Source organism: Nocardia sp. NPDC060255, from assembly GCF_042727395.1.
Classification (GTDB): Bacteria; Actinomycetota; Actinomycetes; order Mycobacteriales; family Mycobacteriaceae; genus Nocardia.
In genome coordinates this window covers 1-26,059 of record NZ_JBHXAU010000032.1, presented here as the reverse complement: position 1 = coordinate 26,059, position 26,059 = coordinate 1, and the positions used below count along the sequence as shown (strand labels likewise).

Annotated in this window: 24 protein-coding genes and 1 tRNA gene; 18 read left to right on the top strand and 7 right to left on the bottom strand. The window is 67.6% G+C overall.

Going from position 1 to position 26,059, the window contains the following annotated elements; genetic code table 11:
• Window positions 1-126: 126 nt before the first annotated feature.
• Window positions 127-1,080, top strand: a complete 954-nt coding sequence (locus ACFWF1_RS38360) for a phosphodiesterase (protein ID WP_379280972.1) — start codon at window positions 127-129, stop codon at window positions 1,078-1,080.
• Here ACFWF1_RS38360 and ACFWF1_RS38355 read toward each other — a convergent pair.
• On the bottom strand, window positions 1,028-2,491 hold the full coding sequence (locus ACFWF1_RS38355) for a stealth family protein (RefSeq protein WP_379281212.1): 1,464 nt from the start codon (window positions 2,489-2,491) through the stop codon (window positions 1,028-1,030). The two genes, ACFWF1_RS38360 and ACFWF1_RS38355, sit on opposite strands and share 53 nt — an antisense overlap.
• Window positions 2,492-3,149: 658 nt before the next feature.
• Here ACFWF1_RS38355 and ACFWF1_RS38350 point away from each other — a divergent pair.
• The 3 genes from ACFWF1_RS38350 (at window position 3,150) to ACFWF1_RS38340 (ending at window position 4,945) form a co-directional block, all read left to right on the top strand.
• Window positions 3,150-3,602 (top strand): flavodoxin domain-containing protein, encoded by a 453-nt coding sequence (locus ACFWF1_RS38350; protein WP_379280971.1) that lies wholly within the window; start codon window positions 3,150-3,152, stop codon window positions 3,600-3,602.
• Between the two features lie 121 nt (window positions 3,603-3,723).
• Window positions 3,724-4,215, top strand: a complete 492-nt coding sequence (locus tag ACFWF1_RS38345; protein ID WP_379281211.1) for a pyridoxamine 5'-phosphate oxidase family protein — start codon at window positions 3,724-3,726, stop codon at window positions 4,213-4,215.
• Between the two features lie 154 nt (window positions 4,216-4,369).
• Window positions 4,370-4,945: a TerD family protein gene (locus ACFWF1_RS38340; RefSeq protein WP_379280970.1), complete on the top strand. Its 576-nt coding sequence runs from the start codon at window positions 4,370-4,372 to the stop codon at window positions 4,943-4,945.
• A 66-nt stretch (window positions 4,946-5,011) separates the two neighbouring features.
• On the opposite strand, the gene ACFWF1_RS38335 is transcribed toward ACFWF1_RS38340, so the two are convergent.
• The 5 genes from ACFWF1_RS38335 to ACFWF1_RS38315 all read right to left on the bottom strand — a co-directional run bounded on the left by ACFWF1_RS38335 (window position 5,012) and on the right by ACFWF1_RS38315 (window position 11,148).
• Entirely contained in the window at window positions 5,012-6,424 is a 1,413-nt protein-coding gene (locus ACFWF1_RS38335; protein ID WP_379280969.1) for an MATE family efflux transporter, read from the bottom strand.
• A 121-nt stretch (window positions 6,425-6,545) separates the two neighbouring features.
• Window positions 6,546-7,583: a PLP-dependent cysteine synthase family protein gene (locus tag ACFWF1_RS38330; protein ID WP_379280968.1), complete on the bottom strand. Its 1,038-nt coding sequence runs from the start codon at window positions 7,581-7,583 to the stop codon at window positions 6,546-6,548.
• Between the two features lie 31 nt (window positions 7,584-7,614).
• Window positions 7,615-8,973 (bottom strand): alanine racemase, encoded by a 1,359-nt coding sequence (locus tag ACFWF1_RS38325; protein ID WP_379280967.1) that lies wholly within the window; start codon window positions 8,971-8,973, stop codon window positions 7,615-7,617.
• A complete protein-coding gene (locus ACFWF1_RS38320) occupies window positions 8,964-9,974 on the bottom strand; it encodes an ornithine cyclodeaminase family protein (RefSeq protein ID WP_379280966.1) in 1,011 nt (336 codons plus the stop codon). The genes ACFWF1_RS38325 and ACFWF1_RS38320 overlap by 10 nt, the downstream gene beginning before the upstream one ends.
• The gene (locus tag ACFWF1_RS38315; RefSeq protein ID WP_379280965.1) at window positions 9,946-11,148 is read right to left on the bottom strand and encodes a TauD/TfdA family dioxygenase; all 1,203 of its coding nucleotides are present in this window, start codon (window positions 11,146-11,148) and stop codon (window positions 9,946-9,948) included. Before ACFWF1_RS38315 ends, ACFWF1_RS38320 begins: the two co-directional genes overlap by 29 nt.
• 262 nt (window positions 11,149-11,410) lie before the next feature.
• On the opposite strand from ACFWF1_RS38315, the gene ACFWF1_RS38310 reads away from it, so the two are divergent.
• The 9 genes from ACFWF1_RS38310 (at window position 11,411) to ACFWF1_RS38270 (ending at window position 20,705) form a co-directional block, all read left to right on the top strand.
• Window positions 11,411-12,928 (top strand): ABC transporter substrate-binding protein, encoded by a 1,518-nt coding sequence (locus ACFWF1_RS38310; protein WP_379280964.1) that lies wholly within the window; start codon window positions 11,411-11,413, stop codon window positions 12,926-12,928.
• Window positions 12,925-13,890, top strand: a complete 966-nt coding sequence (locus ACFWF1_RS38305; protein ID WP_379280963.1) for an ABC transporter permease — start codon at window positions 12,925-12,927, stop codon at window positions 13,888-13,890. The genes ACFWF1_RS38310 and ACFWF1_RS38305 overlap by 4 nt, the downstream gene beginning before the upstream one ends.
• The gene (locus ACFWF1_RS38300; RefSeq protein WP_379280962.1) at window positions 13,887-14,726 is read left to right on the top strand and encodes an ABC transporter permease; all 840 of its coding nucleotides are present in this window, start codon (window positions 13,887-13,889) and stop codon (window positions 14,724-14,726) included. The genes ACFWF1_RS38305 and ACFWF1_RS38300 overlap by 4 nt, the downstream gene beginning before the upstream one ends.
• A complete protein-coding gene (locus ACFWF1_RS38295; RefSeq protein WP_379280961.1) occupies window positions 14,723-16,390 on the top strand; it encodes an ABC transporter ATP-binding protein in 1,668 nt (555 codons plus the stop codon). Before ACFWF1_RS38300 ends, ACFWF1_RS38295 begins: the two co-directional genes overlap by 4 nt.
• A gap of 28 nt (window positions 16,391-16,418) precedes the next feature.
• Window positions 16,419-17,156, top strand: a complete 738-nt coding sequence (locus ACFWF1_RS38290) for a lytic transglycosylase domain-containing protein (RefSeq protein WP_379280960.1) — start codon at window positions 16,419-16,421, stop codon at window positions 17,154-17,156.
• A 112-nt stretch (window positions 17,157-17,268) separates the two neighbouring features.
• Window positions 17,269-18,555, top strand: coding sequence for a phosphopyruvate hydratase (eno, locus tag ACFWF1_RS38285; RefSeq protein WP_379280959.1), 1,287 nt, complete (start codon window positions 17,269-17,271; stop codon window positions 18,553-18,555).
• Between the two features lie 175 nt (window positions 18,556-18,730).
• Entirely contained in the window at window positions 18,731-19,234 is a 504-nt protein-coding gene (locus ACFWF1_RS38280) for a septum formation initiator family protein (RefSeq protein ID WP_379280958.1), read from the top strand.
• Window positions 19,231-19,755 (top strand): DUF501 domain-containing protein, encoded by a 525-nt coding sequence (locus ACFWF1_RS38275; protein WP_379280957.1) that lies wholly within the window; start codon window positions 19,231-19,233, stop codon window positions 19,753-19,755. The genes ACFWF1_RS38280 and ACFWF1_RS38275 overlap by 4 nt, the downstream gene beginning before the upstream one ends.
• A 2-nt stretch (window positions 19,756-19,757) precedes the next feature.
• Window positions 19,758-20,705, top strand: coding sequence for an exopolyphosphatase (locus tag ACFWF1_RS38270; RefSeq protein ID WP_379280956.1), 948 nt, complete (start codon window positions 19,758-19,760; stop codon window positions 20,703-20,705).
• A gap of 7 nt (window positions 20,706-20,712) precedes the next feature.
• Here ACFWF1_RS38270 and ACFWF1_RS38265 read toward each other — a convergent pair whose 3' ends face one another.
• Window positions 20,713-21,168: an SRPBCC family protein gene (locus ACFWF1_RS38265; RefSeq protein ID WP_379280955.1), complete on the bottom strand. Its 456-nt coding sequence runs from the start codon at window positions 21,166-21,168 to the stop codon at window positions 20,713-20,715.
• A gap of 204 nt (window positions 21,169-21,372) precedes the next feature.
• Here ACFWF1_RS38265 and ACFWF1_RS38260 point away from each other — a divergent pair, with 204 nt between their 5' ends.
• The 5 genes from ACFWF1_RS38260 to ACFWF1_RS38240 form a co-directional block, all read left to right on the top strand.
• A complete protein-coding gene (locus ACFWF1_RS38260) occupies window positions 21,373-22,839 on the top strand; it encodes a peptide MFS transporter (protein WP_379280954.1) in 1,467 nt (488 codons plus the stop codon).
• A gap of 55 nt (window positions 22,840-22,894) precedes the next feature.
• Window positions 22,895-24,394, top strand: a complete 1,500-nt coding sequence (locus tag ACFWF1_RS38255) for an amino acid permease (RefSeq protein WP_379280953.1) — start codon at window positions 22,895-22,897, stop codon at window positions 24,392-24,394.
• An 85-nt stretch (window positions 24,395-24,479) separates the two neighbouring features.
• Window positions 24,480-25,397 carry a ribonuclease Z gene (locus tag ACFWF1_RS38250; RefSeq protein ID WP_379280952.1) on the top strand — a complete coding sequence of 306 codons (918 nt, stop codon included), beginning with the start codon at window positions 24,480-24,482 and terminating at the stop codon, window positions 25,395-25,397.
• Between the two features lie 140 nt (window positions 25,398-25,537).
• Window positions 25,538-25,611, top strand: a tRNA-Leu gene (locus ACFWF1_RS38245).
• Window positions 25,612-25,695: 84 nt separating this feature from the next.
• The coding region (locus ACFWF1_RS38240; RefSeq protein ID WP_379322267.1) for a Scr1 family TA system antitoxin-like transcriptional regulator at window positions 25,696-26,059 on the top strand (364 nt) is incomplete at its 3' end.

The following is a 26,059-nucleotide window of genomic DNA, read 5'->3' as shown; positions in this document are numbered from 1 at the left end:
AAACCTCACCTTCCCGCAAGCATGTCGTCACCGTCCGTCGGGAAACCTGTCAGTAGTCCTTCGCTATTGTGGCGGTGGAACCCGAAGCCAATGGCGGGCAATCCGCCGGGGAGGACGTTCGGTCCGGTGCACATCAGCAGAGTCGCGGAGCACCCGCGACCGGATCATGTGTTGTTCCACTTCAGCGACACCCATGTGATTGCCGGCGACGGCGATCTATACGGTGACGTCGACGCGGACCAGCGATTACGCCAGTTACTAGCGCAGGCCGCGGCCAGTCGGATCCAGCCGACCGCGATCGTGTTCACCGGCGACCTCACCGACAAGGGCGAGCCCGCGGCGTACGACAAGCTCAAGGCGCTGATCGAGCCGTTCGCGAGAAGTTTGCCAGCGCCCATCGTGTGGGTCGCCGGAAACCATGACGACCGCAGCCTGCTCCGCCGGAAGCTACTCGGTGAGCGTGCCTCGACCGCCCCGCTGGACCGGGTGCATCTGATCGACGGCCTGCGCATCATCGCCCTGGACACCTCGGTCCCCGGCCACCACTACGGCGAGATCTCCGACGAACAGCTGGATTGGCTGCGTTCCGTGCTCGCCGAACCGGCCCCGTTCGGCACCATCCTGGCCATGCACCATCCGCCGGTGCCCTGCGTGCTCGACCTCGCGGTCACCGTCGAACTACGGGACCAGCGCAAACTGGCCGATGTGCTCGACGGCAGCGACGTCCGCGCCATCCTGGCCGGCCACCTGCACTTCTCCACCAACGCGACCTTCGCGGGCATCCCCGTCTCGGTGGCCTCGGCGACCTGCTACAGCCAGGATCTCGGCGTCGAGCAGGGCGGCCAGCGCGGCCGCGACGGCGCGCAGGCCTTCAACTACGTGCACATCTACCCGGACACCGTGGTGCACTCGGTGGTCCCGATCGACCGCGGCGCGACGGTCGGCAAGCCGTCGACTGCGGAAGAGGCCGCCCGGACGCTCGCGGCGGAGGGGATCGTCATCCCGCCCGCCGCGCGCATCCCGCATGTCATGCGGCGCCGGGCGACGACTCCGGAAACAGATGACGAGTCGGTGCGCTGAGCTGTTCCCACGGCGCCGGATCGGGGAAGTAGCGCGACAGGAACTCCGAAACCGCAAGTACCCGATCGGTTTCGGAGATCTCGGGGAAACTTCCGTCGTTCAGGCAGAAGAAGTCGACGTTACGTTTCCGCGCGATCCCGTCCAGCAGCGCCAGACCCTTGTGGCTCGTCGTGTCGACGTAACGCACCTTCGCCGTCTCCTGCGGCACCGCACGTCCGGTCAGCATCGCGTAGTAGTGATACAGCGAGTTGGTGACGGAAATGTCGGTGGCCGAACGGAACCGGCTGGTCCTGGTCCGCGCGAAGTCGGCGGCGAACTGCTCCTCCATCTCCAGTAGCACGCTGCGGCGCAACGGAACCGGCGTGTGCTCGAGATGCCGGGAGATGATGTGCCCGAACCGCTCGGCGAGCAGTTCCCGGTTCACCCGTGCGGCGTTCTCGAATCCGCTGCGCCGCTCGTTGTTACGGCCCGGCCCGATCCTGGTGTCCGCCTCGATGAACCGGCTGATGCCCGCCGCGGTGAAGAACATCGACGGCCGCACCGGGCGGGCGAAGAACATGTCGTCGTTGGAGTACAGGAAGTGCTCGCTGAGCCCCTCGATGTGCTGCAACTGTGATTCCACCGCATGGGAATTGAAGGTCGGCAGCCCGCTGGTGTCCGAAAAGTGGTCCAGCGCACGGACAACCGTCACCCGGGGATGATCGGCGAGCCAGGCGGGCATGGTGGAGTCGGTGGCGATGAAGATCCGCCGGATCCACGGCGCGTTCTTATCCACCGACCGCAGTGCGTATTTCAGCTCATCGATCTGCCGGATGCGGGCGTCCGCGTCGTCACCTTCGCCGACCACCACCTGCGCGAGCATGCCCGCGCGGCGGGCCCGGAACTCCGGGTCCGACCCGTCCACCCAGGAAAACACCAGGTCGATGTCGAAGCTCACGTCGCTCGGCTGCGGCGCGAACATATCCACCAGGGTCGGCCAGGCCCGATCGAACAGCAGCACCTGCGTCTGCTCGACATCGGCCAGGTCGAACATGGTGCGGGTCAACGCGTTCGGGCGCGGGCACTCGACCGTGTCGCCGTGGTACTGCCACAGCTCCAGGTCGACCCGGTGGGCCGGGTCGCTGTCGCGTCCGATCCGGAAGACGTTGTGCTGCACCTCTTCACACGCGAAACCGGCCGCGATCGCACCGGCCGTCACCCGGCGCACCATCAGGTGATGCGCCGCGTCGGTGGCCAGCACCAAGCGCTGCCCGCGGTCGCGTACCAGCAGGAACGGCACTTCCGCCGCTGCCAGTTCGGAGCGCAGGTAGCCCAGATCCTCGATCATCGAGGCCGATACGACGAGGTTGCCCGCCATCGGCCGGGCCACCATTTCTACTGTTGCGGGATTTACCGCCCCCATGTCCATCATCAGCTTGTTCTCCACATTCGTTCGTGCTCCGTTGGGGCCGACTACCGAGGCACCGCGCCGGAGCCGAGCGGCCGCACCGCCGACCTCGGGTGGTCGGCCGTGCAGTGCCGCGCCCGGCGCGGTCGCATTCAGAAGTGGGGCACGATGCCGTAGCGCAGGAACGAAGTGATCACACGGTATGTAGACGACAGGTAAACCATTCGTTTTCACCTCACTCACGGCAGAACGCACAAGCGTCAAATGGGGTGTGCTGCATCCGTGCGCGCGGGCGAGAACGACCGAGCGTGCGCACGGGAGACAGCACGCTGGGCCGGACAATCATCGGCCGGCAAAGAGAAGATGTCCCAGACAACAATGGGGACTGTACGAATGATGCATCGACGGTGACATTTCGTCAATCGGGACACTCCGTCTCACCCGCTGCCGTTCCGCTGCCTCTGGCGGCCCGCAGGTGCCGCAACGTCCCCGCTTGGCCTGGTAATAGCCAGTTGACGGCCGAATTCGGGCCGTCACGCACCAGTTCAGCTGGGTGGTTGTCGTGACAGGCATCATGCCGGGCCCGCGGCCGGATGGACGAAGGGGTGGCAACGACGGGTCGATTTAATTAGGCTAGCCTCACCAACATTGTAAGGACCTGTGGAGAAGGGAGTGCACCGCTGTGCGCGTCGTCATTCTGTTCGGATCCGAGATGGGCACGGCCGAGTCCGTCGCGGACAGCGTCGCCGACGCGCTCTCGGCGCACGACGTCTCGGTCTACGACCTGGGCGATTTCGCCGTCGACGACCTCGACGTGCACGACTTCCACGTCATCGTGTGCTCCACCTACGGCGACGGCGACCTGCCGACCGGCGCGGAACCGTTCTTCGACGAGCTCACCGCGGCCGCGCCCGATCTGACCGGCCTGAACTTCGCCGTCTTCGGCCTCGGCGACAGCATCTACGGCGACACCTTCAACCGCGGCGGCGAGATCGCTGCCGAGAAGCTCATCGAGTGCGGCGCAACCCAACTCGGCGAGCACGCGCGCCACGACGCGTCGACCGAAATCCGGGCCAACGACATGGCCCGCGACTGGGCGGCGACGCTGCCCATCCCCGCGCTCGCCTCGGCCTGATAGTCGGCTGAGAGCAGTCCGGACATAGGGTGCAGCGCCAGCGGACAAGCGGCCCAGCACTTTAGACTGCTATCAAGCGTGGCACAGCCCGTCGCGCTCGACGATCCATGAGGTGACGAAGATGGTAGCCGGAGCGAGCCACGTGCAACGTCAAGACCACTCGACAGATCACGAAGATCACCCCGAGCTGGACGTGCTTCCGGAATGGCCCCAGGAAACGATCGCGGTGCTGGTGACCACCGACCCGGGGCCGCACGCGATCCCGGTGTCCTGGCCGGTGCGGGCCGGTGATCGGCACATCCTGCTCAGTCTCAAGTTCGATCGCGGGTCGTTGGCCCGGTTACGCGAACGCCCGCAGGTGGCGCTGCTGATTCTCGGCGGCGGCAACGTCGCGCTGTGCGCGCGGGGTACCGCGCGGGTCATCGCGGAGGAGATGCCCGATGCTGCCGAGTATGTCGCGGTCCGGATCGATGTCGACGCGATCGATGACCATCGGCAGTCGGCCTTCGCGGTGGCCAACGGCATTCAGCGCACCGTGCTCGACCCGGCCGAACTGCATGCGCTGGAAGGTCGCGTGAGCACGCTGCGCTCCTGGGCGAACGACCAAAACTGAACCGGCATAACAGTTTCGGGACTCACGATGATAATCGGGAATGAAGGCGGCGCGAACGGGCCGCACGAAAGGGATTCATGAGCGAACGAAGTGAGCGAATCATCTGCCAGCGCGCCTCGCGCATGACGGAGCCGAGCGTCAGCGAGGCGCAGTCATGAGCGTCACATTGGCCAAAGGCGGAAATGTTTCGCTGTCTAAGCAGGCAGCCAACCTGACCAAGGTCGCGGTAGGACTCGGCTGGGACGTGCGCACCACCACGGGCGCCGACTACGACCTGGACGCCAGCGCGCTGGCCACCGGGCCGAACCTGAAGGTGCTGTCGGACCAGCATTTCATCTTCTACAACAACCTGCGTTCGCCCGAGGGGTCGATCGAGCACACCGGCGACAACCTGACCGGCGAGGGCGAAGGCGACGACGAGACCATCAACGTCGACCTCAGCGCCACCCCGCCGACCATCACCAACATCTTCTTCCCGGTGTCCATCCACGACGCCGACGCGCGCAGCCAGTCGTTCGGGCAGATCCGCAACGCCTACATCCGGGTCACCGACGGGGCGACCGGCGTGGAACTGGCCCGCTACGACCTCACCGAGGACGCCTCGACCGAAACCGCGATGGTTTTCGGCGAGCTCTACCGGCACAACAACGAGTGGAAGTTCCGCGCCATCGGCCAGGGGTACGCCTCCGGGCTCGCGGGCATCGCCCGCGATTACGGCGTGCATATCTGACCGATCGCGGCGCGGATCTTCCGGAACCTGCCTGCTCGCAGCACATCCGGAAGATCCGCCCAGCGATCAGCTCGGGCTGCTGAGGCTTTCCGGCGCCTCCGCGATCACCTGCGGACGGTCGCGTTCCCGGCTGTCGAGCAGCGCGAAGTAGCGGCGGAGCATGAGGCAGGCCGTGGTGGCAAGGCCCGCGGTGAGACCCCACCAGACGCCCGCCGCGCCGAGGCCGACCGGGAAGGCCAGCAGCAGCGCCACCGGCAGGCCGACACACCAGTAACCGATGACCGACAGGCGGAAGCCCGCGTTGGTCTCCTTCAATCCGCGCAGCAGTCCGGTGCCGATGTTCTGCGCGGCATCGAAGAACTGCAGCACGATGCCGATCAGCAACAGGGTGTGCGCGATCTGAATGGTGTTGGTGTCGCTGGAATTCAAGAACGGGCGCAGCACGAGATCGGGCGCGATCACGTACACCGCGCCGGTGATCACGGCGACGACGGCGACATGGCGCAGCGCGAGCCAGGCCAGCGCCCTGGCGTGCTGGTACTCATCGCGGGTGACCGCGTGGCTGACCAGGATCGACGCCCCGTGCGACAGGCCGATGGCGACCTGGAACACGATGTAGATGATCTGGTAGACGATGTTGTGCGCGGCCAGCGCGGCCGGGCCGATGCTGCCCATCACGAGGGCGAGCACCGAAAACATGCCTGCCTCAGAGCCATAGGTGAGCGCGATCGGTGCGCCGAGGCGCAGTTCGGCGAGGACGGTGGAGCGCCGCACGGGCCACGGTCGCACCGGCAGCGTCGCGCCCAGTCGGGCGTCGCGCCGCACCATCGCCCAGAACACCGCGAAGGTGATCAGGAAGACCAGCGAGGTCGCCACGCCGATACCGGTGAGGCCGAGCTCGGGCAGTCCGCCACGGCCGTGGATAAAGGCAAGCGCCAGCACCAGATTCAGCGCTACCGAGCCGAGCGTGACCAGCAGCAGCGCCTGCGGGCGTTGCATGCCGACGGTGAATTGCCGCAGCACCTGGAACCACAGGCACGGCAGCAGACCCGGCGCCAGCGCCACCATCAGCGGCCGCGCGTCGGCCAGCACGCCGGCGTCCTGGCCGAGCCATTGCAGCGCCCAGCCGAGTCCGATGAGCAGTGCGCCACCCACGAGGCCGGCGAGCGTCGCGATCAGAAAACTCGACCGCAGCACATCTTTGATCTCGTCATCGGCGGACTCGCCACGTTTACCGGCCGAACTCACCGCGGTGGCGATCTGATTGCCGCTCGCGGTGATCAACCCGACGCACATGGTGCGAATCTGATTGAACAGCGCGATCGCCAGCCCGCCCGCGGCCACCTGCTGCACGCCGAGCGTGCCCATCAGCACCACGTTGGTGGTGGATACCGCGATCTGCGCCAACTGCGTCATCGCGATCGGCGTGGCAAGCGCGGTCAGCCGACCACTGTCGGCCCGGTAGCCCGACAAATTCACCGGGCCACCTCCGCACGCTCGAACCCGCCGCGCGCGTTCTCGCCGGCTGCGCACGAAACTGCCGGCAATTCCGTGCGCAGCAGGTTGATCCGTGCGCGGCATTGCGGCGCGTACCGGCGCTTCATCGCGCCTCGACGAGTTCGGCGGGGCGGCGGGCGGCGGGCGCGTAGTGCTGCAGCATTGTTCGTACCTCGGCTTCGGCGGCGGGGTCGAGCAGGTCGCGTTCGGACATCCAGGCGTCGTCGAAGACCGTGTCCAGGTACTTCTCGCCGCCGTCACAGACCAGGGTGACAATCGTTGAGCCGGGCGGGAATTCGTCGAGGCGGCGGAGCGCGGCATGCACCGAGCCGCCCGCCGAACCACCGATCATCAGGCCGAGTTCGGCGGCGACCGCGCGGGCCGTGGCGAAGGCGTCCACGTCGGTGACCTTGACGCCCTCGTCCAGCAGCGAATAGTCCACCGCGGTGCCGATGGTGGCGCCGGGCGGGGTGCCGGTGCCGGACTGCCAGTACGGGCCGCCCTCGCCGCCGAACGCGATCGAGCCGACCGGTTCGACGCCGATCACCCGTGCCGGGCGACCGAGTTGGCGCAGCCGGGTCGCGGTGCCGAACAGCGAACCGCCGGTGCCGACCGAGGAGAGCAGAATATCGACCCGCTCCACGTCCTCCAGCAATTCGTCGGCGACCGCGTAGTAGCCGACCGCGTTGGCGTCGTTGTTGTGCTGCTCGGTGAAAAACGCGTCCGGCCGGGCGGCCGCCATCGCCTCGGCCAGGTCCTCCCGGGCCGAGGTCGCCAGGTTGTCGTCGCCGTCGTCGGCGACGAACACCAATTCCGCACCCATTGCTCGCATAGCGCGCAGCTTGTCCTTACATGCGTGATGATCGACCACTGCGGTAAAGCGATACCCACGTTCGGCAGCTACTACCGCGAGACCGAGTCCGGTATTCCCGGAGGTGGACTCGATAATATGCCCGCCACTTCTCAGCAAACCGCGACGCTCCGCATCGAGAACCATCTCGCGGGCCATCCGGATCTTGGCCGCGCCGGTCGGGTTGAACTGCTCGAGCTTGAGCAGTAACCGGGTGCCGGTGGACGTCGCCGCCAGTTCGAACAGCGGCGTGCGGCCGATCAGATCCGTCACGCGCGTGACGAGCGGCATGGAGTATCTCCTCGTTCAGGTGGGGTGGGTGTCAGCGGTCGAGCGTCCAGCGGAACCGATCGCCCGGCGCGTCGTGCAGCACGACCTTCGGCGGGATCGGCAGGTCATGGAAGGCGGATTCGTTCGAATCCATTTGGTAGCCCGCGGTATTGGGATAGATCAGTAGGTCGCCGACTGCGGCGGCACGTGGCAGCGGGATGCGTCGCCAGCTGAGCATGTCGGAATCCAGGCAGGTGGCGGCACCGACGCTGGTCGGGGTCGGGGTGCCGGGTCGCGCGGGCCACAGCAGCGGGTCGGGCAGGTATTCGCTGTCGAACCACTGCTCGGACAGGCTCAAACTCGTGCCGTCGACGGTGAGCAGGCAGTACGGCGCACCGTCGGCGTGCCGGATCTTGCTGCCCTGTACCCGGAAGACGGTGAATCCGGCGTGCGCGAGCAGCGCGCGGCCCGGTTCGATCGCCAGCCGGACGGTGTTGGCGCGCAGCCGCTGTGCGAGCCCGTCGTGCGCGAGGATCGCGGCGAGCATGGCCGGGCCGGGGGCCGGAAAGTGATAGGGGTAGTACGAATCGAACGATTTGCCCGAGTGGAACCACCGCCGATCGACGTGTTCGGTGAACTCCGCCCACGCCGCGGCAGACGTGTAGTCGACGCCGAAGCCGCCGCCGATCGACAGCGTGGTGGCGGGATGGCCGAGTGCCCGCGCGTGCAGGCAGCGGTCGATGAGGTCGCGGGCCAACTCGGCCCGTGCCACGGCGTCGTAGCCGGACAGGTGAAAGCTGAAGCCCTCCAGGCGGATCGATTCGCGGTCGGTCACAGCGGTCAACGCGTGGCCGATCTCGGCCTCGGTCATCCCGAACCGGCTGGCCGACGCGGCGGGCAGCACGCGGAGCAGGACCCTGGCGGGGGTGGCCGAGGCGCCCAGTGCGGCAAGGCGTTCGAGCTCGTCGAGGTCGTCCACGGCGATAAGCGCACCGTGCCGGGTCGCCAGCCAGAGCAGGTCGTCGGACTTCGCGGGCCCGGTCACCATCAGCTCGGCACCGCGAACGCCTTGTGCGAGTGCGGCTGTCAGCTCTCCGGTACTGGAAACATCCACGCCGGCGGCGTTTTCCGCGCAGGCACGCGCTGCGGCGGCGGACTTGTTCGCCTTCTTGCCGAAGTAGATGTCGCCGTCGACCCCGGCGTGCTCGAACACCGCGCGGAAACCCTGGATATTACGGCCCACCAGCGGCGGATACATCACGTGGAACGGCCCGCCCACGGCAAAGCCGATGTCGCCCAGCAGATTCGGGTCGTCGAGCACGCGGCGTTCCCACTCGGCCAGGTGCGCCGGGACCGGGGCGGCGCTGATCGAATCGCGCGTCACCCCGATCCCGCCGATGTCTAATCCCACAGGGGCACCTCCGTGCCACGGCCCTCCGCGATCGCTCGTTCGGCGAGGGCGTGCGCGACGGCGATGTCGGTGAGCACGAGCCCGCTGTTGTAGACGAAGATGCGCTCGTCGTCCGAGCGTCGCGCGACCGCGCGACGGGTGAGGATCTGCGGCAACTCGGCGTCCACCGCGCGCAGCTTTCCGTCCGGCCCGGCCATGTCGGTACCGGTCAACGCCATTTGCTCAGCGCTGGTGGCGATTACCCGGTCCGCGTCGATCAGGGTCGAGGGCGCCAGGCCGTAACCGACCAGCACCACCGTCGAACCCGGTGCGAGATCAGCGGATTCGAGCGCCACCTCGGTGCCCGGACCGGCGGTGGCCAGCACGACGTCCGCGGTGGCCGCGGCGACCTTCGGGTCCTCGACCGTTTCGAGCAGCGCGTGCGGGTGGTACTCCGTGAGGTGCCGGTGCACCGCGTCCAATCCTTCGGGATGGGTGCCGTACAGCATCAGCTTGCGCAGCTGCGGGTTCGCGGCGAGCAAGTGCGGCAACGCGTTCCGGCCCTGGGTGCCGGTGCCGAGCAGCAGCACGCTCTCCGCGCCGCGGCGGACGGTCTCGCGCACCAGCAGCGCCGACACCGCCGGGGTGCGCAGCGCGCCGACCCTGGAGCAGTCCATCATCGCGATCGGCGCGCCCGTGCTGTCGTCGTACAGTGTGATGGTCGTGTAGTAGCGCTTGGTGCTGCGATCGTGACCGGGGTCGAACTTGTACGACGTCTTCATCGCGACCACCCGGCGGCGACCGTCGCGGCCGAGCATCGCGTACGACACCGACGAGCCGTCCGGGTTGGCCACGCTGAGTTTGCGTGGGTTGTCTGAATCACCGGCGGCGAACGCGAGATACGCGTCCTCCACCGTGCGCACGACATCGCCGGGCGTGATCGGCACGCCCGCCAAGTCGCTGCGGCTCAGCACCCGTAAGGGGGTGCTGCGGTCACGGATGTTCAAAGGGTCCTCGATCATGTGCTGCTTCCCGCTCTATCGGAACCGGAGGGTTCGCCCGGTGTTTGTCCGGACGGGCTGGTTCGCCGCTGCCGGACACGAACGCGGAATTCACTGCTGCTCGGAACGGGGCGACGATCCGTTGCCCGTATCCATTCTCGTCGGCCTCTTCGGCCCGTCGTGGTCGATCAGGCAGGTGCACGTTCACCCGCTTCAACCAGCGGTCGGTGCCGTCATAACGCGCGACGAACGGTACTCGACCGTGCACCGCGACGTCATTGTCCACCAGCAGCACCTCGCCGGGCGCGAGCGCGGCCGTCACGCAGACGCGTTCCAGTTCGGTGGTGAGCCTGGCGTAGGCGGCACGGAAATCGGCATCGGCGTCGTCGAGCGGGGTGTAGGCCGGGTCGTAGCGCAGCGTCGTCTCATCCGGGCCCGCCGCGCTCCACAGCGTCGGCAGCGGCGCGGCCGAATACCGTTCGTGCCCAGTGCCATACGACACGTCGGGCAGGATCGGCAGCGTGGGCGTGCTCAGCAGTCGCCGCTGGTCGGCGGTGAGTTCGACCCGCCGGACCGAGGACACCGTGGTGCCGACCATGTCCGGATTGCGCAGGCAGCCGAGCATCAGCAGGTTCGCCCGCTCGGGGTGGAAGGCGTCCTCGGAGTGCGGGCTGAGCAGGGTCTTGCTGCTCGCGCCGGACTGTTCGTGCTCGTGGCCGGGCGAGGGCAGGATGTTGTTGACCAGCCGTCCACCCTGCTGGCCCTGCCAGCCGAAAGGCTCACCGGTGCAACGGGCGAGCAAGAGCATGACCAGGTCGAACTCGAACGAATGCGCGCGCAGGGCGGCGGTGCCGCTCCACTGGGCGGCCTCGCGCCAGCTCGGCGGGGTCGGGCCGAATTCGGCGTCGGTGAGCGGGAGGCTGCTCACGATGGTCGCGCCTGCCGCGGTGGCGGGCGGGCGCATGGTGCGGCGGACGTCAGCGGGTAATTCGGTGACTCGGGCGTCGATCTGCGCGATCAGGGCCGGATCGGTCAGCGTGGTGGCCAGCGCGGCGGCGTCGTGCGGCGTCGAATCCAGAGTGGTGGATATCTCCCGTGCGAGCTCACGCACCGCACGCCCGGCGGCGGCGGGGAGCTCACGACGTTCGATATCCAGTGGGTGAAGCGTCTTACGTTCGGAGAGAACGCCTTTCACCGAGGGGGTCCCTTCTTCGCATCGTTCGAAAGTGCAGGAGTGACGTCGATATGCGAAGCTATCCGTTCTGGCCGCGTTAAGCAAGGCTTACCTAAGCGAGTCTGCCGAAAATAGCAGAAACGAATAAATGTAGTGAAGTGTCGCTCAACCCGCGGTGGCGTGGCGCTTAACGTTTTAGGCTAGCCTGTCCTGATCATATCGGCGGTCGCGTCAGCGGATCGTGTACCGCCCGAAGGTGTTTGTCCAGGAAGAAGGCGGCGCAATGGGTTTGAATCGGCGGCAGCTCCTGCAGTCGGGACTCGGCATCGGGGCGGTGATCTTCGTCGCCGCGTGCTCGAAGGGCACCGAGTCGACCGGGCCCGCGCAGCGCGGCGGCACCCTGCGGGTCGGCGCGCTGGGCACGTCGGCGCGGGCCGAACGCGACCCGCACGCCAACCTGAGCAACGACAGCGACTTCCTGATCACCTCGCTGGTGTACGACGCACTCACCGTCCCCGGTGGCGACCCGAATGTCGCGCCGCGCTTGGCAACTCGATGGGAGCCGGACGCGCAACGCCGGCGCTGGACCTTCACGCTCGCCGACGGTGCGACCTTCCACGATGGCAGCCCGGTCACCTCCGACGATGTCGTGTGGTCGCTGCGCAGGCTGCGCACGGTCGGCGGTGCGTCGAAAATGCCGGTCGCGGTGGAGGACATCACCGCCGACGGTCCGAATCGGGTGGTGCTCACCGTGCCCGAGCCGAATACTCAACTGCCGCTGCTGGTCCGGCTGATGACGTTCACCGTCAAGAAGGACACCACCGATTTCACCAAAGCCATTGGCACCGGGCCGTTCCGGCTCGAGTCCTACCAGGGCGGCAATGCCAGGCTGGTGCGCAACGAGCGCTGGCATGGCCCGGCGCCGCTGCTCGACGCCATCGAGGTCACCATGTTCGAGAGCGTGACCGCGCTGAGCAACGCCGTGCTCGGCGGGCAGATCGACCTCGCCTCCAATGTCGGCGCGATCGCCGGGCGGACGGCGGAGGGACGCGGCGACCTGCGGGTGGTGCGGCGGGCCGACGACACCATGCTCGGCGTCGCGATGCGCGCCTCGGATGGGCCATTCGCCGACCCCAGGGTGCGCACCGCGCTGCGCCTCGGTGTCGATCGAAACGCGCTGGTGAATCAGGTGCATTCGGGCTACGGCAAGATCGCCAACGACATTCTTGGCACCGGCGATCCACAGTACGACAAGGCCATCGCGCAGCGCGCCCGCGATATCGACCGGGCGAAAACGCTGCTGCGTGAAGCCAATTTCGACACCGGCCGCAGCTATCCGCTGGTGACCAAGGCGGAGGCGCCCGGTGAGGTCGAATCGGCCAAGGTCATCGCGACCCAGCTGGCCGATATCGGGGTCAAGCTCGACGTGGTCACGCAGGAGTCGAACGCCTTCTACGACCAGACCTGGCTGAAGGCCCCGCTGTACACCGTCTCGTGGGGCACCAACGATTCCGTGCTGTTCTATGCGGACAAGTTGATGGCCAGCGCGTCCAACCGCAACGAAACCGATTTCAAAGACGCGGCATTCGACACCGCCACCGCGAAAGCCCTGTCGGCACAGAGCGACTCGGACTACGCGCAAGCCTGCCGCGACGTGCAGCAGATCCAATACGATCGCGGCGGCTACCTGGTGTGGGGCATGGCCGACGGCATCGATATCGCCTCCGCTCGGGTGCATGACCTGCCCACCCTCGGCGGCTTCGCCAGGGTGCAGCTGGAACGGGCCTGGCTGGCCGGATGATCTCGTTCGCGCGCCTGCTGATCCGGCGCATCGCCCTGCTGATCGCCTTGCTGGCAACGGTCTTCGTGGTCGTCGACCTGTTGCCCGGCAATACGGCGCGGGCGGTGCTCGGACGGGACGCGACGCCGGACCGGATCGCGGCGAAGGAACGCGAACTCGGCCTGGATCGCCCACTGCCGGAACGCTTCTGGAACTGGATCTCCGGTGTGCTGACCGGCGACTTCGGCCACACCGCGCGCGGACGCTCGATCAACGATCTGCTCGCCGACAAGTTCCCGCCGACCCTGCTACTCGGCGGGCTCGCGTTGACACTGACCGTGGTCGCGTCGCTACTGCTGGGCATCTGGTGGGCGATGCGGCAAAGCGGGGCTTCGGATGTGCCGACCGCGAAGGTGCTTCGGCAGGGCGCGGTCAGGTTGCTCCAGCCCGCGACGACCATCGCGGCGGCGGTACCGGAATTCGTGGTCGCGACGCTGTTGATCCTGGTGTTCGCGCTCGCCGCCGGTTGGTTGCCTGCCGTCACCATCACCGGCCGCTCGGGTTTTCCGGCGAGCCCCGACATGCTGGTGCTGCCCGTGTTCGCGTTGGCGATCCCGCAGATCGGGTGGAACACCAGGGTCGTGCGTGCCGCGATGGTGGACGCGGCCCAGGCTCCGCACGTGGAAAGCGCCGTGCTGGACGGCATTTCCGCGCGCGCCGTGCTGCTCCGGCACGTATTACCCTTCGCGCTGCCGACGATCGTGGCGAGCTTCGCGACCACCGTCGGGATGGTGCTCGGCGGATCGTTGGTGGTGGAGACCATCTTCAACTACCCGGGCCTCGGTGCGGTGCTGGCCGGTTCGGTGGCGGATCGCGACGTGTCGTTGATCGCCTCGGTGGTCGCACTGTCCGGGGCGGTCATTATGGGCATGCTCGCGGTCGCCGATGGCATCCGCGCCTGGTCATTGCGAGGTCGCGGATGAGTCAGCTATCTGTTGCCTCGGCAGAGGTGCGGGCGAACCGCCGTCGGGGGCAACGCCTTCGGTTGCTGACGGTGCTGCCTGCAGTACTGGTTACTTTGCTGGCCGTGCTCGGGCCCGTACTGGCGCCGCACGCGGCCGAGACCCCCGTCGGCATCCCGTTCGGCCCTGGTAGTTCCGACGCCTGGCTCGGTACCGACCGGCTGGGCCGCGATGTGCTGAGCCAATTGCTCTACGGCGGTTGGGGTCTGCTGTTGCTGGCCGCAGTGATCGCGGTCGCGGTGACGGGGTTGTCGTGTGTGCTCGGCGCGATCGCCGGGCTGCGACCACGGGTGGGCCGGTTCATCGAGCTCGCCACCGACTTCGTCATGCTGTTGCCCGCCGTCCTCGGCATCCTGCTGGTCTTGACCTCCTGGCCGGACGCCGGTGTTTACGGTCTGCTCGTCGTCGCCTTGCTTTTCGGTATCCCGTACTGCGCCAGGGTTTTCGCCGCCGCGGCCGCGGGGGTCGCCGCCTCCGGCTACATCGAAGCCGCCCAGGCCAGCGGCGAGACCCTGCCGCACTTGGTTTTTCGTGAAGTGATCCCGAATCTGCGCGAGGTGATCACCGCCCAGCTCGGCCTTCGATTCGTGGAGGCCGTCTACCTGGTCAGCACTGCCTCGTTCCTGCAACTGCCGACCACCCTCGGTGCGAGCAACTGGGCGGTCATGGTGCGCGAGAACGCTTCCGGCATGCTGCTCAACCCCTGGGCGGTGCTCGCGCCGAGCCTGGCCATCGCCGTCGTAGCGGTGAGTGTGAACCTCGCCGTCACCGCATTCGGGAGAGGTGAGCGACGGTGAGCGAACCCGCTGTCGAGGTCGACGCACGGATCGATGCAGACTCTCTGAGCCTGCCGGAAAGTTCGTACGGCGGCGATGTCTCCCGCAGCGGTGCGGGGGAGTCCGTGCCGGTAGTGGTGGACGAGTTGTCGGTGCGCGGCTCGACGGGGCTGGAGCTATTCGGGCCCACCAGCTTCCAGATCGCGGTGGCACAGATCACCGCGCTTACCGGCCCCTCCGGCTCCGGCAAGACAACGCTGATGCGAGCGCTACTCGGTCAGTTGCCGACCGGCGGTTCTCACAGCGGCTCGGTCTCCGTCGCGGGCCACGACGTGTTCGCGCTCGATCCCGTTGCCCGGCAGCGATTCCGGCGCACGCATGTCGCTTACGTCGGGCAAGATCCGGGGTCGGCGCTCAATCCGCTGATGCGAGTACACGGACTGCTGCACGAGGTCGCCGGACACGCCTCTCGCGAGACTGTCGTAGAAACCTTGGCGCTGGTCGGCCTCTCGGCGGAACATCTGCGCCGCCGCTCCGGCGAGCTCTCCGGCGGCCAGCAACGCCGAGTCGCCTTGGCCCGCGCCCTGATCCGCCAAACCAGTGTCCTGATCCTCGACGAACCCCTCGCCGGCCTGCACGGCGCCCTGCGCACCGATATCGCTCGCCTGCTGACCGAGATCGCCGCCAAACGTTCCACCGCGATCTTGCTTTCCGGCCATGACACCGAAACCGTGCACGCGATGGCGGACAACGTGATCGAACTCGGCACCGGAGTTGCCATCCCGGAGCCCGGAGTCGATCGCCACAATGATCCGTCCGCAGCCCGACCCCTGATCGATCACTCGGCGAAATCCGATTCGCCAGCGGCCTTTCCGACCCAGCCCGCAGCGGCGAACGACGGAGCCGTAACTCCGGTCAGTGAGCAATCCGTACCTGTGCGGACCACCATCCCCCTATTGCTGCGTGCCAAAGGTATCGGTGCCTCGATCGCTGATCGGGAAGTCCTCTCCGGAATAGACCTCGAACTCACACCGTCCTCAGCGCTGGCCATCGTCGGTGTCTCCGGCGCGGGCAAGACGACGCTCGCCCGGGTGATCGCGGGCCTGCACCGCTCGGCATCGGGATCGCTCGAGCTACACGGAGCGCCGATTCCGATGGCGAACCGCGGACGAGCTGCCCATGGCAGCAACGGCATTCAGCTGGTCACCCAGAATCCGCGATCCGCGCTCAACCCGCGCCGGACCGTCGCACAGACCCTCGGCCGCCCACTGCGTCGCATCGGCGGCGTGCCGAGACGCCAACTCACACAACGGGTCAGCGAACTACTCGCCTCAGTCGAGCTCGCTCCCGAACTGGCAAGCCGCTACCCACACGAGCTGTCCGGTGGCCAACGGCAGCGAGTCGCCCTCGCCCGCGCCCTCGCCGCCGAACCTGCCGTCCTGATCTGCGACGAGATCACCTCCGCCCTGGATCACGCCACCGCCGCATCGATCATGACCCTGCTGGATCGCATCAAGGCCGACCGCGCCATGGCCCTGCTGGTGATCAGCCACGACATGGCCCTGGTCGCCGCGCACTGCCCGCGCATCGTCGTCCTCGACCACGGCCGAATCGTCGAATCCGGTGAGACGCACGCCATACTCGCTACTCCAGCGCACACCGCGACGCGCGAGCTGCTCGGCTGAGTTCCGTGAGGTACTCCGCCGCATCTGGATGATAGGTGGAGTGCTCCTCAAGAAGACCGGCGCTGTGGCCGCCGTCATGGTGACCCTCGCGCTCGCCGGTTGCGGGATCGATCGCGATCTCCCGCCGATTCCCGAGGGCATCCCGCCCGGCCCCGGCACGCCGCTGCCGGTGTTCGATCTGGACGGTCCGGGCCGGACAGCGATTCAGTTACGCGGCTGGGCCGAGGAACAGGCGGACCGGATGGCCATTCCGCCGGTCGCACTGGAGGCCTACGGTTACGCGGCGGCGGTCATGGCCAGGTCCAAGCCGGAATGCGGCATCGCATGGACCACCATCGCGGGTATCGGCAGCGTGGAGAGCAAGCACGGCTCGCACGGCAGCTCGCGGATCGACGAGGACGGCACGGTTCGCCCGCCGATCATCGGCATCCCGCTCAACGGTGCTCCCGGCGTGGCCCTCGTCAAGGACACCGACGGCGGTGCGATGGACGGCGACCCGGAGTTCGATCGCGCGATCGGCCCGCTGCAGTTCATCCCGGAGACCTGGAAGCGCTGGGGCGTCGACGCCAACGGCGACGGCGTGGCCGACCCGCAGAATATCGACGACGCGGCCCTCACCGCGGCCCGCTACCTGTGCGCGAGCGGCGGCGACCTGACCTCTGAGCAGGGCTGGCAGAAGGCGCTTCTCACTTACAACCAGTCCACCAGTTACCTGCTGACCGTGCGGGACCGCGCCGCGGCGTACAGCGTCGGCCGCCGGGTATGACCTGCTCCACCGGAGTGCCGGTTACCCGCCCAGCTCAGCGGACGCTAGGCTCGCAGCGCACGGCAATTTCCGTAATACCCACCGTGCCTGCAGCCTAAGGAGTGTCGTTTTCGTGGCCATCATCGAACAGGTCGGAGCTCGCGAGATCCTGGATTCTCGCGGCAACCCCACTGTCGAGGTCGAGATCGCCCTCGACGACGGCACCCTGACCCGGGCCGCTGTGCCCTCCGGCGCCAGCACCGGCGAGCACGAGGCCGTCGAGCTGCGTGACGGCGGCGAACGCTACGGCGGCAAGGGCGTACAGAAGGCCGTCGAGGGTGTGCTCGACGAGATCGCGCCGGCCGTCATCGGCCTGGACGCGGTCGAACAGCGCACCGTCGACCAGGTGCTGCTCGACCTGGACGGCACCCCGGACAAGTCCCGCCTCGGCGCGAACGCCCTGCTGGGTGTCTCGCTCGCGGTGGCCCGTGCCGCCGCCGAGTCCTCCGGCCTGGAGCTGTTCCGCTACCTCGGTGGCCCGAACGCACACGTGCTTCCGGTGCCGATGATGAACATCCTCAACGGTGGCGCGCACGCCGACACCAGCGTGGACGTGCAGGAATTCATGGTCGCCCCGATCGGCGCGCCCACCTTCAAGGAGGCGCTGCGCTGGGGTGCCGAGGTGTACCACGCGCTGAAGGCGGAGCTGAAGGCCAAGGGCCTGTCCACCGGTCTCGGCGACGAGGGCGGCTTCGCCCCCGACGTGGCGGGCACCCGTGAGGCCCTCGACCTGATCAGCGTCGCCATCGGCAAGACCGGCCTGAAGCTGGGCAGCGATGTCGCGCTGGCCCTCGATGTCGCGGCCACCGAGTTCTACACCACGGGCAGCGGCTACAAGTTCGAGGGCAGTGTCCGCACCGCCGCTCAGATGACCCAGTTCTACGCAGACCTGCTCGGCTCCTACCCGCTGGTCTCCATCGAAGACCCGCTGTCCGAGGACGACTGGGACGGTTGGGTCTCGCTCACCGACGAGATCGGCGAGAAGATCCAGATCGTCGGCGACGACCTGTTCGTCACCAACCCGGAGCGCCTCGAAGAGGGCATCGCCAAGGGCGCCGCGAACGCGCTGCTGGTGAAGGTCAACCAGATCGGCACGCTCACCGAGACGTTGGACGCCGTGGAGCTCGCGCACCGCAACGGCTACAAGACGATGATGAGCCACCGGTCCGGCGAGACCGAGGACACCACCATCGCCGACCTCGCGGTCGCGGTGGGCAGCGGCCAGATCAAGACCGGTGCGCCTGCGCGCAGCGAGCGGGTTGCCAAGTACAACCAGCTGCTGCGCATCGAGGACGCGCTCGGTGACTCCGCGCGGTACGCGGGCGACGTCGCGTTCCCGCGCTTCGCATTCGAGGGTTAGTAAACAAGGGATCGCTATGACGGAGCGACGTGCGCGTGGAACCAGTCCAGCCGGGCGTGGGGACCGCCGCACGTCGCGTTCGGCGAGTTCGCGGCCCAAGGCCGGATCCGATACGGAGACGGCCGCCAGGCCGGCGGCGGTAAAACGCACTGCGCGTAGGCGTTCCGACGCCAAGATGGCCGAGCCGCAGAAGGTCGGCCTGCGCAGTTCCGGCAACGACAAGCACGACCGCACCATCCTCGGCCTGTCCACCGGCAAAGCGGTGATCCTGGCCATCGTGGTGTGTGCGCTGGCGCTCACCCTGGCCGTGCCGATGCGCACCTACTTCACCCAGCGGGCCGAGGCCGCGCAGCTGCATCAGCAGCGCAAGGACCTGGAGTCGGATCTGGCGCGGCTGCGCGATCGCCGTGCGCAGCAACAGGATCCGGCCTACATCCGGTCCGAGGCGCGCGACCGGCTGCGGCTGGTGCTGCCCGGCGAGACCCCCTACATCGTGCAGGTGCCCGGCATGGAGGCCGCCGCCCCGCCGACCGCGGTGACCAGGTCCCGGGAGCCCGACCCCTGGTACACCGAGCTGTGGCGCAGCATTTCCGAACCACAACCCGCCCCGGCGGCCGACAAGGCAGCACCACCCGCACCGCCCGTCGCGCCGCCGCCAGGACCGGAAGGACCCAGGTGACACCGAACGACCAGGATCTCGCGATCATCGCCACGCAGCTCGGCCGCGAACCGCGCGGCGTGCTCGCCGTCGCCTATCGCACCCCGGACGGGATCCCGGCCGTCGTGAAAACCGCGCCGCGCCTGCCCGACGGCACGCCGTTCCCCACGCTGTACTACCTGACCGACCCGCGGCTCACCGCCGAGGCGAGCAGGCAGGAATCCGCGGGCGTGATGCGCGAGATGACCGAACGGCTCGGCAGCGACCGGGAATTGGCCGCCGCCTACCTTGCCGCGCACGAGAGCTACCTGGCCGAGCGCAACGAGATCGAGTCGCTCGGTACCGATTTCACCGGCGGCGGGATGCCGGAGCGGGTGAAGTGCCTGCACGTGCTGATCGCGCACGCGCTGGCCAAGGGGCCGGGCGTGAATCCGTTCGGCGACGAGGCGGTGGCGCTCGCCGCCGAGAACGGGTTGCGCGGCACCGCGATTCCGGCCGACTGGCCGAAGTACGAGCGGGTCGTGCCGGAAAGCGGAGCGTAAGCATGACTGATCGGGTAGCCGCCGTCGATTGCGGGACCAACTCCATCCGACTATTGATCGCCGACGTGCTCGACGACGGCACGCTGGCCGACGTGCACCGCGAGATGCGGATCGTCCGGCTCGGCAAGGGCGTCGACGCGACCGGCGCACTGCAGCCGGAGGCGATCGAACGCACCAGGGTCGCGCTGGCCGATTATGTTGCGCTGATGCGGAAGACGGGTGTCACCCGGGTACGCATGACGGCCACGTCGGCCACCCGCGACGCGTCCAATCGCGAGGACTTCTTCGCCATGGCCCGCGCCGAACTGGGCACCGTGGTGCCCGGCGCGGAGGCCGAGGTGATCTCCGGCGACGAGGAGGCGCGGCTCTCGTTCGCCGGTGCCATCGGCGAACTGTCCAGTGAGGCAGGGCCTTTCGTGGTGGTCGACCTCGGCGGCGGCTCGACCGAGCTGGTCTTCGGTGACAGCGACGGTGTGCAGGCCGCGTTCTCCGCCGACATCGGCTGCGTCCGGATCACCGAACGCTGCCTGCCCGGCGACCCGCCGACCGCCGAACAGATCAGCGCGGCAAGGGAATTCGCCGCCGAACGACTGGCCGAAGCGTTCGCCAGGGTGCCCGTCGAAGGCGCGCACACCTGGGTCGGCGTCGCGGGCACCATGACCACCCTGGCGGCCGTCGCGCTCGACCTCCCCGAATACGACTCGGAGAAGGTCCATCTCACCCGCCTCACGCTGGATCAGCTTCGCGCCGTGTGTGATCGGCTGATCGCGACGACGCACGAGGAGCGCGCCGCGCTCGGCCCGATGCATCCCGGCCGCGTCGACGTGATCGGTGGCGGTGGCGTCATCGCGGAGGTCCTTGCCGACGAATTGTCCCGTCGCGCAGGCATTTCCGAGATTGTCGTCTCCGAGCACGACATCCTCGACGGTATCGCGCTCTCCATCGCGTGACGCGCGCCTAGTCGGACTTGCCTTCGCGCGCTCGACCGGTGACCAAATCGGCCAGCCTGGACAGTGATTCTTTGTTACGCGGTGCGAGCAACTGCGTCTGAACCAGGTCGGGGACCAGCGCCGCCGGTCCGCTGATCGCGCGCTCGAACATGCTGATCCGGGTGCGATCGGGCGTGATCTCGGTCAGCTCCAACCGAATCCACGCCGAGCCGACCGGCCACAGTCGCGCCTCCAGCTCGAGCATCCGCGGCGGGTCCACCTCGCGGACCTTGGTGGTGTCGGACAGGTTCAGCGGCCACGGCCCGACACTGTGGTGGATGCGGGTGCCGACGGCGGGCCAGCCGGGATCGACATCGCGAATGTGCGAGGCGCCGACCACCCAGAGCGGGTACAACCAGCCGTCGGCCAGCACCGCGAACGTGTCCTCGACCGAGGCGGGCACCGTGATTTCTATCGGATCCATCCGTGCGTCACTTTCGTCGTCGTACCGGACTGTCGTGGCCGGGACCGCGGGTGGCGGACCGTTCCCGGGGTGCCCATCCGGGGCCTGAAGAAACGCTCCGATATGCAGTCTGGCACGATCCGCTACCGTGCGCGACGCTGCGATGATCTTCGAGATTTGGGCGTTGATGCCGAAGAATCATCGCAAACATGGGAAGGTCTGAGGATGTCGGAAGTAAAAACGGCTGATTCACCGCTTGTCGGTCGGACTATCTTCGGTCATCCGATCGGGCTGACCAACCTTTTCGGAGTAGAGCTGTGGGAACGGTTCTCGTACTACGGCATGGTCAGCATCCTCGGGTACTACCTGTACTACTCGGCGACCGAGGGCGGGCTCGGGCAGGACCAGAGCACCGCGTTCGGCATCGTCGGCGCCTACGGTGGCCTGGTCTATCTGTCCACGGTGCTCGGCGGCTGGATCGCCGACCGGCTGCTCGGCATGGAACGGACGGTGTTCTACGGCGGCGTAGTCGTGGTGGCCGGGCATATCGCGCTGGCCGTGCTGCCCGGGCTGCTCGGCGTCGGCGTCGGCCTGGTGCTGGTCGCGCTCGGTAGCGGTGCGCTCAAGGCGAACGCGTCCTCGCTGCTCGGCACCCTGTACGACAAGGGTGACGCGCGCGCCGACGGCGGGTTCACCCTCTTCTACCTCGGCATCAACCTCGGCGCGTTCAGCGGTCCGCTGCTCACCGGCCTGCTGCACGACCACCTCGGCTTCCACTACGCGTTCGGTGCCGCCGCGATCGGCATGGCACTCGGCCTCATCCAGTACGCCGTGTTCCGGCGCAACCTCGGCACGCACGGCCGCGACGTGCCGAACCCGTTGCCGCGCAGCGCGATCGGCCCGATCGTCGGCCTGCTCGCCGTCGCCGCGGTGGTGGTCGCCGCAGCCTTCCTGACCGGCCTCGTCACGCTGGACAATCTGCCCGACGTGACCACCGGCGTCATCGCCGCCGCGGCGGCCGTCTACTTCGTCGTCATGCTGACCAGCGCCAAGGTGACGCCGATCGAGCGCAGCCGGGTGCGCGCGTTCATCCCGCTGTTCATCGCCAACGCGGTGTTCTGGTCGCTGTTCCAGCAGATCTTCACGGTGCTCTCGGGTTACTCGGACAACCGGATCAACTGGAACCTCTTCGGCTGGACCGCACCGTCGAACTGGATCAGCTCGGTCGAGCCGGTCTGGATCATCACCCTGTCGCCACTGTTCGCCATCATGTGGACCAAGCTCGGCTCGCGCGCGCCGAGCACGCCGCGCAAATTCGCGCTCGGCGTGATCGGCATGGGACTGGCGTTCATGCTGTTCGTGCCGCTGTCGTTCATCAGCGGGCAGCAGGTGCCGATCCTGCTCATCGTCGCCGTCATGGCCGGGTTCGCGATATCGGAATTGCTGCTCTCACCCATCGGTCTTGCGGTCACCACCCAGCTCGCACCGGAAGCTTTCCGGGCACAGATGATGGCGCTGTACTTTTTCTCGGTTGGCATCGGCACGTCGATGTCGGGTACTTTGGCTCGGTTCTATGACCAGGACCACGAATTCGCCTACTTCGGTATCACCGGCGCCGTCGCGGTCTGTGCCGGACTGATCGTGGCCGCCATATCGCCGCGGATCAGCAAGTACATGGAGGGCGTGCATTAGCCTGCCCCCGGGCCGTAGTCAGCTCGACAGCACGACAAGAGGTAGAGGAGAAGGTGTGGCGATCCGCAAGCCGGACGACGCGACGGGACAGGACCCGGCTCGGTGGGGCGGGCTGTTCCGCACCAAATCCGTCGAGCAGTCGATCAAGGACACCGACGAGCCGGACTCCAAACTCCGCAAGGACCTGACCGCGTGGGACCTCACGGTCTTCGGCGTCGCGGTGGTGATCGGCGCGGGCATCTTCACGCTCACCGCACGCACCGCGGGCAATGTGGCCGGACCGTCGGTCTCGCTCGCGTTCGTCTTCGCCGCGATCGCCTGCGGGTTGACCGCGCTCTGCTACGCGGAGTTCGCGTCCACGGTTCCGGTGGCGGGCAGCGCGTACACGTTCTCCTACGCCACGTTCGGTGAGCTCGTCGCGTGGATCATCGGCTGGGACCTGATCCTGGAATTCGCGCTGGCCACCTCGGTGGTGGCCAAGGGCTGGTCGCAATACCTCGGCGAGGTGCTGGGCACGACGCCGATCGTGCACATCGGCTCGGTGTCCTTCGACTGGGGCGCGGTGCTGCTGATCGCCATCCTCGCCGTGCTGCTGGCGACCGGGACCAAAGTGTCCTCGCGGGTGTCGGCGGTGGCGGTCGCGATCAAGCTGGCCGTGATCGCGCTGGTGCTGATCGTCGGCATCAGGTACTTCAAGTCGGAGAACCTGACGCCCTACATTCCACCGTCGCAGCCCAGCGAATCGAGCGACGGGCTGCGCCAGTCGCTGTTCTCCTTCCTGACCGGCGCCGGGCACACCAGCTTCGGCTGGTACGGCCTGCTCGCCGCGGCCAGCCTGGTGTTCTTCGCGTTCATCGGCTTCGACGTGGTCGCGACCACCGCCGAGGAGACCAAGAACCCGCAGCAGGCGGTGCCGCGCGGCATCCTCGGCTCGCTGCTGATCGTCACCATCCTGTACGTCGCGGTGTCGCTCGTGCTCACCGGCATGGTGCCCTACACCGAGCTGTCCGGTGACAACGCCACGCTCGCAACGGCTTTCGCGATCCACGGCGACACCTGGGTGAAGAACATCATCTCGGTCGGCGCGCTCGCCGGGCTCACCACGGTGGTCATGGTGATGTTCCTCGGGCAGACCAGGGTGCTGTTCGCCATGTCGCGCGACGGGCTGATGCCGCGGAAGCTGGCGCACACCAGCAAGTTCGGCACGCCGGTGCGGATCACCGCGATCGTCGGCGTGGTCTGCGCGGTGCTGGCCGGTTTCGTCGACTTCGGCACGCTCGAGGAAATGGTCAACATCGGCACGCTGTTCGCGTTCGTGCTGGTCTCGATCGGCGTGCTCATCCTGCGCCGCACCCGCCCCGACCTGCCGCGCGGGTTCCGCGTTCCGCTGGTGCCCGTGGTGCCGATCCTCGGTGTGCTCGCCTGCTTCTGGCTGATGCTGAACCTTTCCGTCGAAACCTGGCTGCGGTTCATCATCTGGATGGCGCTCGGCTTCGTCATCTACTTCGCCTACAGTCGCCGGCACTCCGTCCTGCGCAACACTCCCGCGGAGTAGGCCATGGCTCACGCGCGCGAGGCGCGCTCTCGACGCTCTGTCGCGGGCCCGCTTCGTGCGTTGGCGCGCGGGTAGCGTGACGAACGTGTCACAGCGGGAGCTCGTCGTCCTCGGGACCGCCAGTCAGGTGCCGACCAAGCAGCGCAATCACAATGGGTATCTGCTGCGCTGGGAGGACGAGGGGGTGCTGTTCGATCCGGGGGAGGGGACGCAGCGGCAGATGACCTACGCCGGGGTTTCGGCGACCGACATCACCCGGATCGCGATCACCCACTTCCACGGCGATCACAGCCTCGGGCTGGCCGGTGTGGTCCAGCGGATCAGTCTCGACCAGGTGCCGCACCCGGTCGACGTGTGCTTTCCCGCCTCGGGCACCGAATATTACGACCGGCTCGTCAACGCCACCTCGTACTACCGGCGGGCCGAATTGCGCCCGCGCCCCATCGATCTGCCAGGTCCGGTGGACTTCCCCGGCGCGCCGTTCACCGTCACTGCGGTTCCGCTGTCACACCCCGTCGACACCTTCGGCTACCGGCTCACCGAACCACCCGGCCGCCGCATCCTGCCCGACCGCCTACGCGCCTTCGGGCTGAGCGGTCCGATCATCACGCAACTGCAGCAGCAGGGTCGCGTCGAAATATCCGGTCGCACCATCACTCTCGAAGAGGTCAGCGAACCGCGCCCCGGCCAGAGCTTCGCCTTCGTCATGGACACCCGCCTCTGCGACGGCGTCCACGAACTGGCCACCGACACCGACATGCTCGTCATCGAGGCCACCTTCCTCGACACCGACGCCCACCTGGCCGCCGAATACGGCCACCTCACCGCGGGTCAAGCCGCCCGCATCGCCGCCGACGCGCGCGCCCGCACACTAGTCCTCACTCACTTCTCCCAGCGCTACCGCGACCTCTCCGACCACCTGGCCGAAGCCCGCCAACACTTCCCCGGCACCATCCACATAGCCGCCGACCTGACCCGAATCCCCCTGCCCCCCAGGCGATAACCCCCACCCCCCAAACCCCCCGATCTCCCCTTCCCTTTTGGTCGACTGCCCAACATTTTCCAGGAGGACGCCGACACGTTGCACACCTTGAACAGTCGGAATTCCGGTACACCCGTACGACTCGGTACGCTGTCCCGGACGCCCCCATAGCCCAATTGGCAGAGGCAGTGGACTTAAAATCCATCGAGTGTCGGTTCGAGTCCGACTGGGGGCACGTACAGCATCTACAAAAGGCATGTCAGACAGGCTTTGCGGCATTTTCTCCGGTGCGGTAGCGAGGTTGAGCCTGAGATAGGGCATGCCACAAGCCATCAAGGCTCGGATGGCTCGTCAGCGACTGATGACTGCCGCGAGCCCGTTGCACCTGGAGGTCGTCGTAGAAGACGACACGCTTGGCCGGCTCGTCGGCGGACCCGAGGTGATGTTGGCGCAGCTGCGGCATCTGCTCGATCTGATGAAGCAGCCCAACGTCAAACTGCAAGTCATGCCGAAAGCCGCAGCGGTCCATGTCGGTCTCGATGGCGACTTCACGCTGCTGAGCTTCGGCGAGGCGCAGGAAGCGTTCGATGAGCCGTGCCGTGGGGCCGGGCGACAGGAGCGCGTCGCCCGCCGTCACGGTACGTATGGCGTCGAGGAGTTCGGCGGGTCTGGTGTCCTTCACC

Excerpts from the sequence above, each read along its gene's own strand:
- ACFWF1_RS38355 (WP_379281212.1), bottom strand. The coding sequence starts at position 2,491 with ATGATGGACATGGGGGCGGTAAATCCCGCAACAGTAGAAATGGTGGCC.
- ACFWF1_RS38345 (WP_379281211.1), top strand. The coding sequence starts at position 3,724 with ATGGTAGCCGGAGCGAGCCACGTGCAACGTCAAGACCACTCGACAGAT.
- ACFWF1_RS38340 (WP_379280970.1), top strand. The coding sequence starts at position 4,370 with ATGAGCGTCACATTGGCCAAAGGCGGAAATGTTTCGCTGTCTAAGCAG.
- ACFWF1_RS38330 (WP_379280968.1), bottom strand. The coding sequence starts at position 7,583 with ATGCCGCTCGTCACGCGCGTGACGGATCTGATCGGCCGCACGCCGCTG.
- ACFWF1_RS38320 (WP_379280966.1), bottom strand. The coding sequence starts at position 9,974 with ATGATCGAGGACCCTTTGAACATCCGTGACCGCAGCACCCCCTTACGG.
- ACFWF1_RS38310 (WP_379280964.1), top strand. The coding sequence starts at position 11,411 with ATGGGTTTGAATCGGCGGCAGCTCCTGCAGTCGGGACTCGGCATCGGG.
- ACFWF1_RS38305 (WP_379280963.1), top strand. The coding sequence starts at position 12,925 with ATGATCTCGTTCGCGCGCCTGCTGATCCGGCGCATCGCCCTGCTGATC.
- ACFWF1_RS38300 (WP_379280962.1), top strand. The coding sequence starts at position 13,887 with ATGAGTCAGCTATCTGTTGCCTCGGCAGAGGTGCGGGCGAACCGCCGT.
- ACFWF1_RS38290 (WP_379280960.1), top strand. The coding sequence starts at position 16,419 with ATGATAGGTGGAGTGCTCCTCAAGAAGACCGGCGCTGTGGCCGCCGTC.
- ACFWF1_RS38280 (WP_379280958.1), top strand. The coding sequence starts at position 18,731 with ATGGCCGAGCCGCAGAAGGTCGGCCTGCGCAGTTCCGGCAACGACAAG.
- ACFWF1_RS38270 (WP_379280956.1), top strand. The coding sequence starts at position 19,758 with ATGACTGATCGGGTAGCCGCCGTCGATTGCGGGACCAACTCCATCCGA.
- ACFWF1_RS38265 (WP_379280955.1), bottom strand. The coding sequence starts at position 21,168 with ATGGATCCGATAGAAATCACGGTGCCCGCCTCGGTCGAGGACACGTTC.
- ACFWF1_RS38260 (WP_379280954.1), top strand. The coding sequence starts at position 21,373 with ATGTCGGAAGTAAAAACGGCTGATTCACCGCTTGTCGGTCGGACTATC.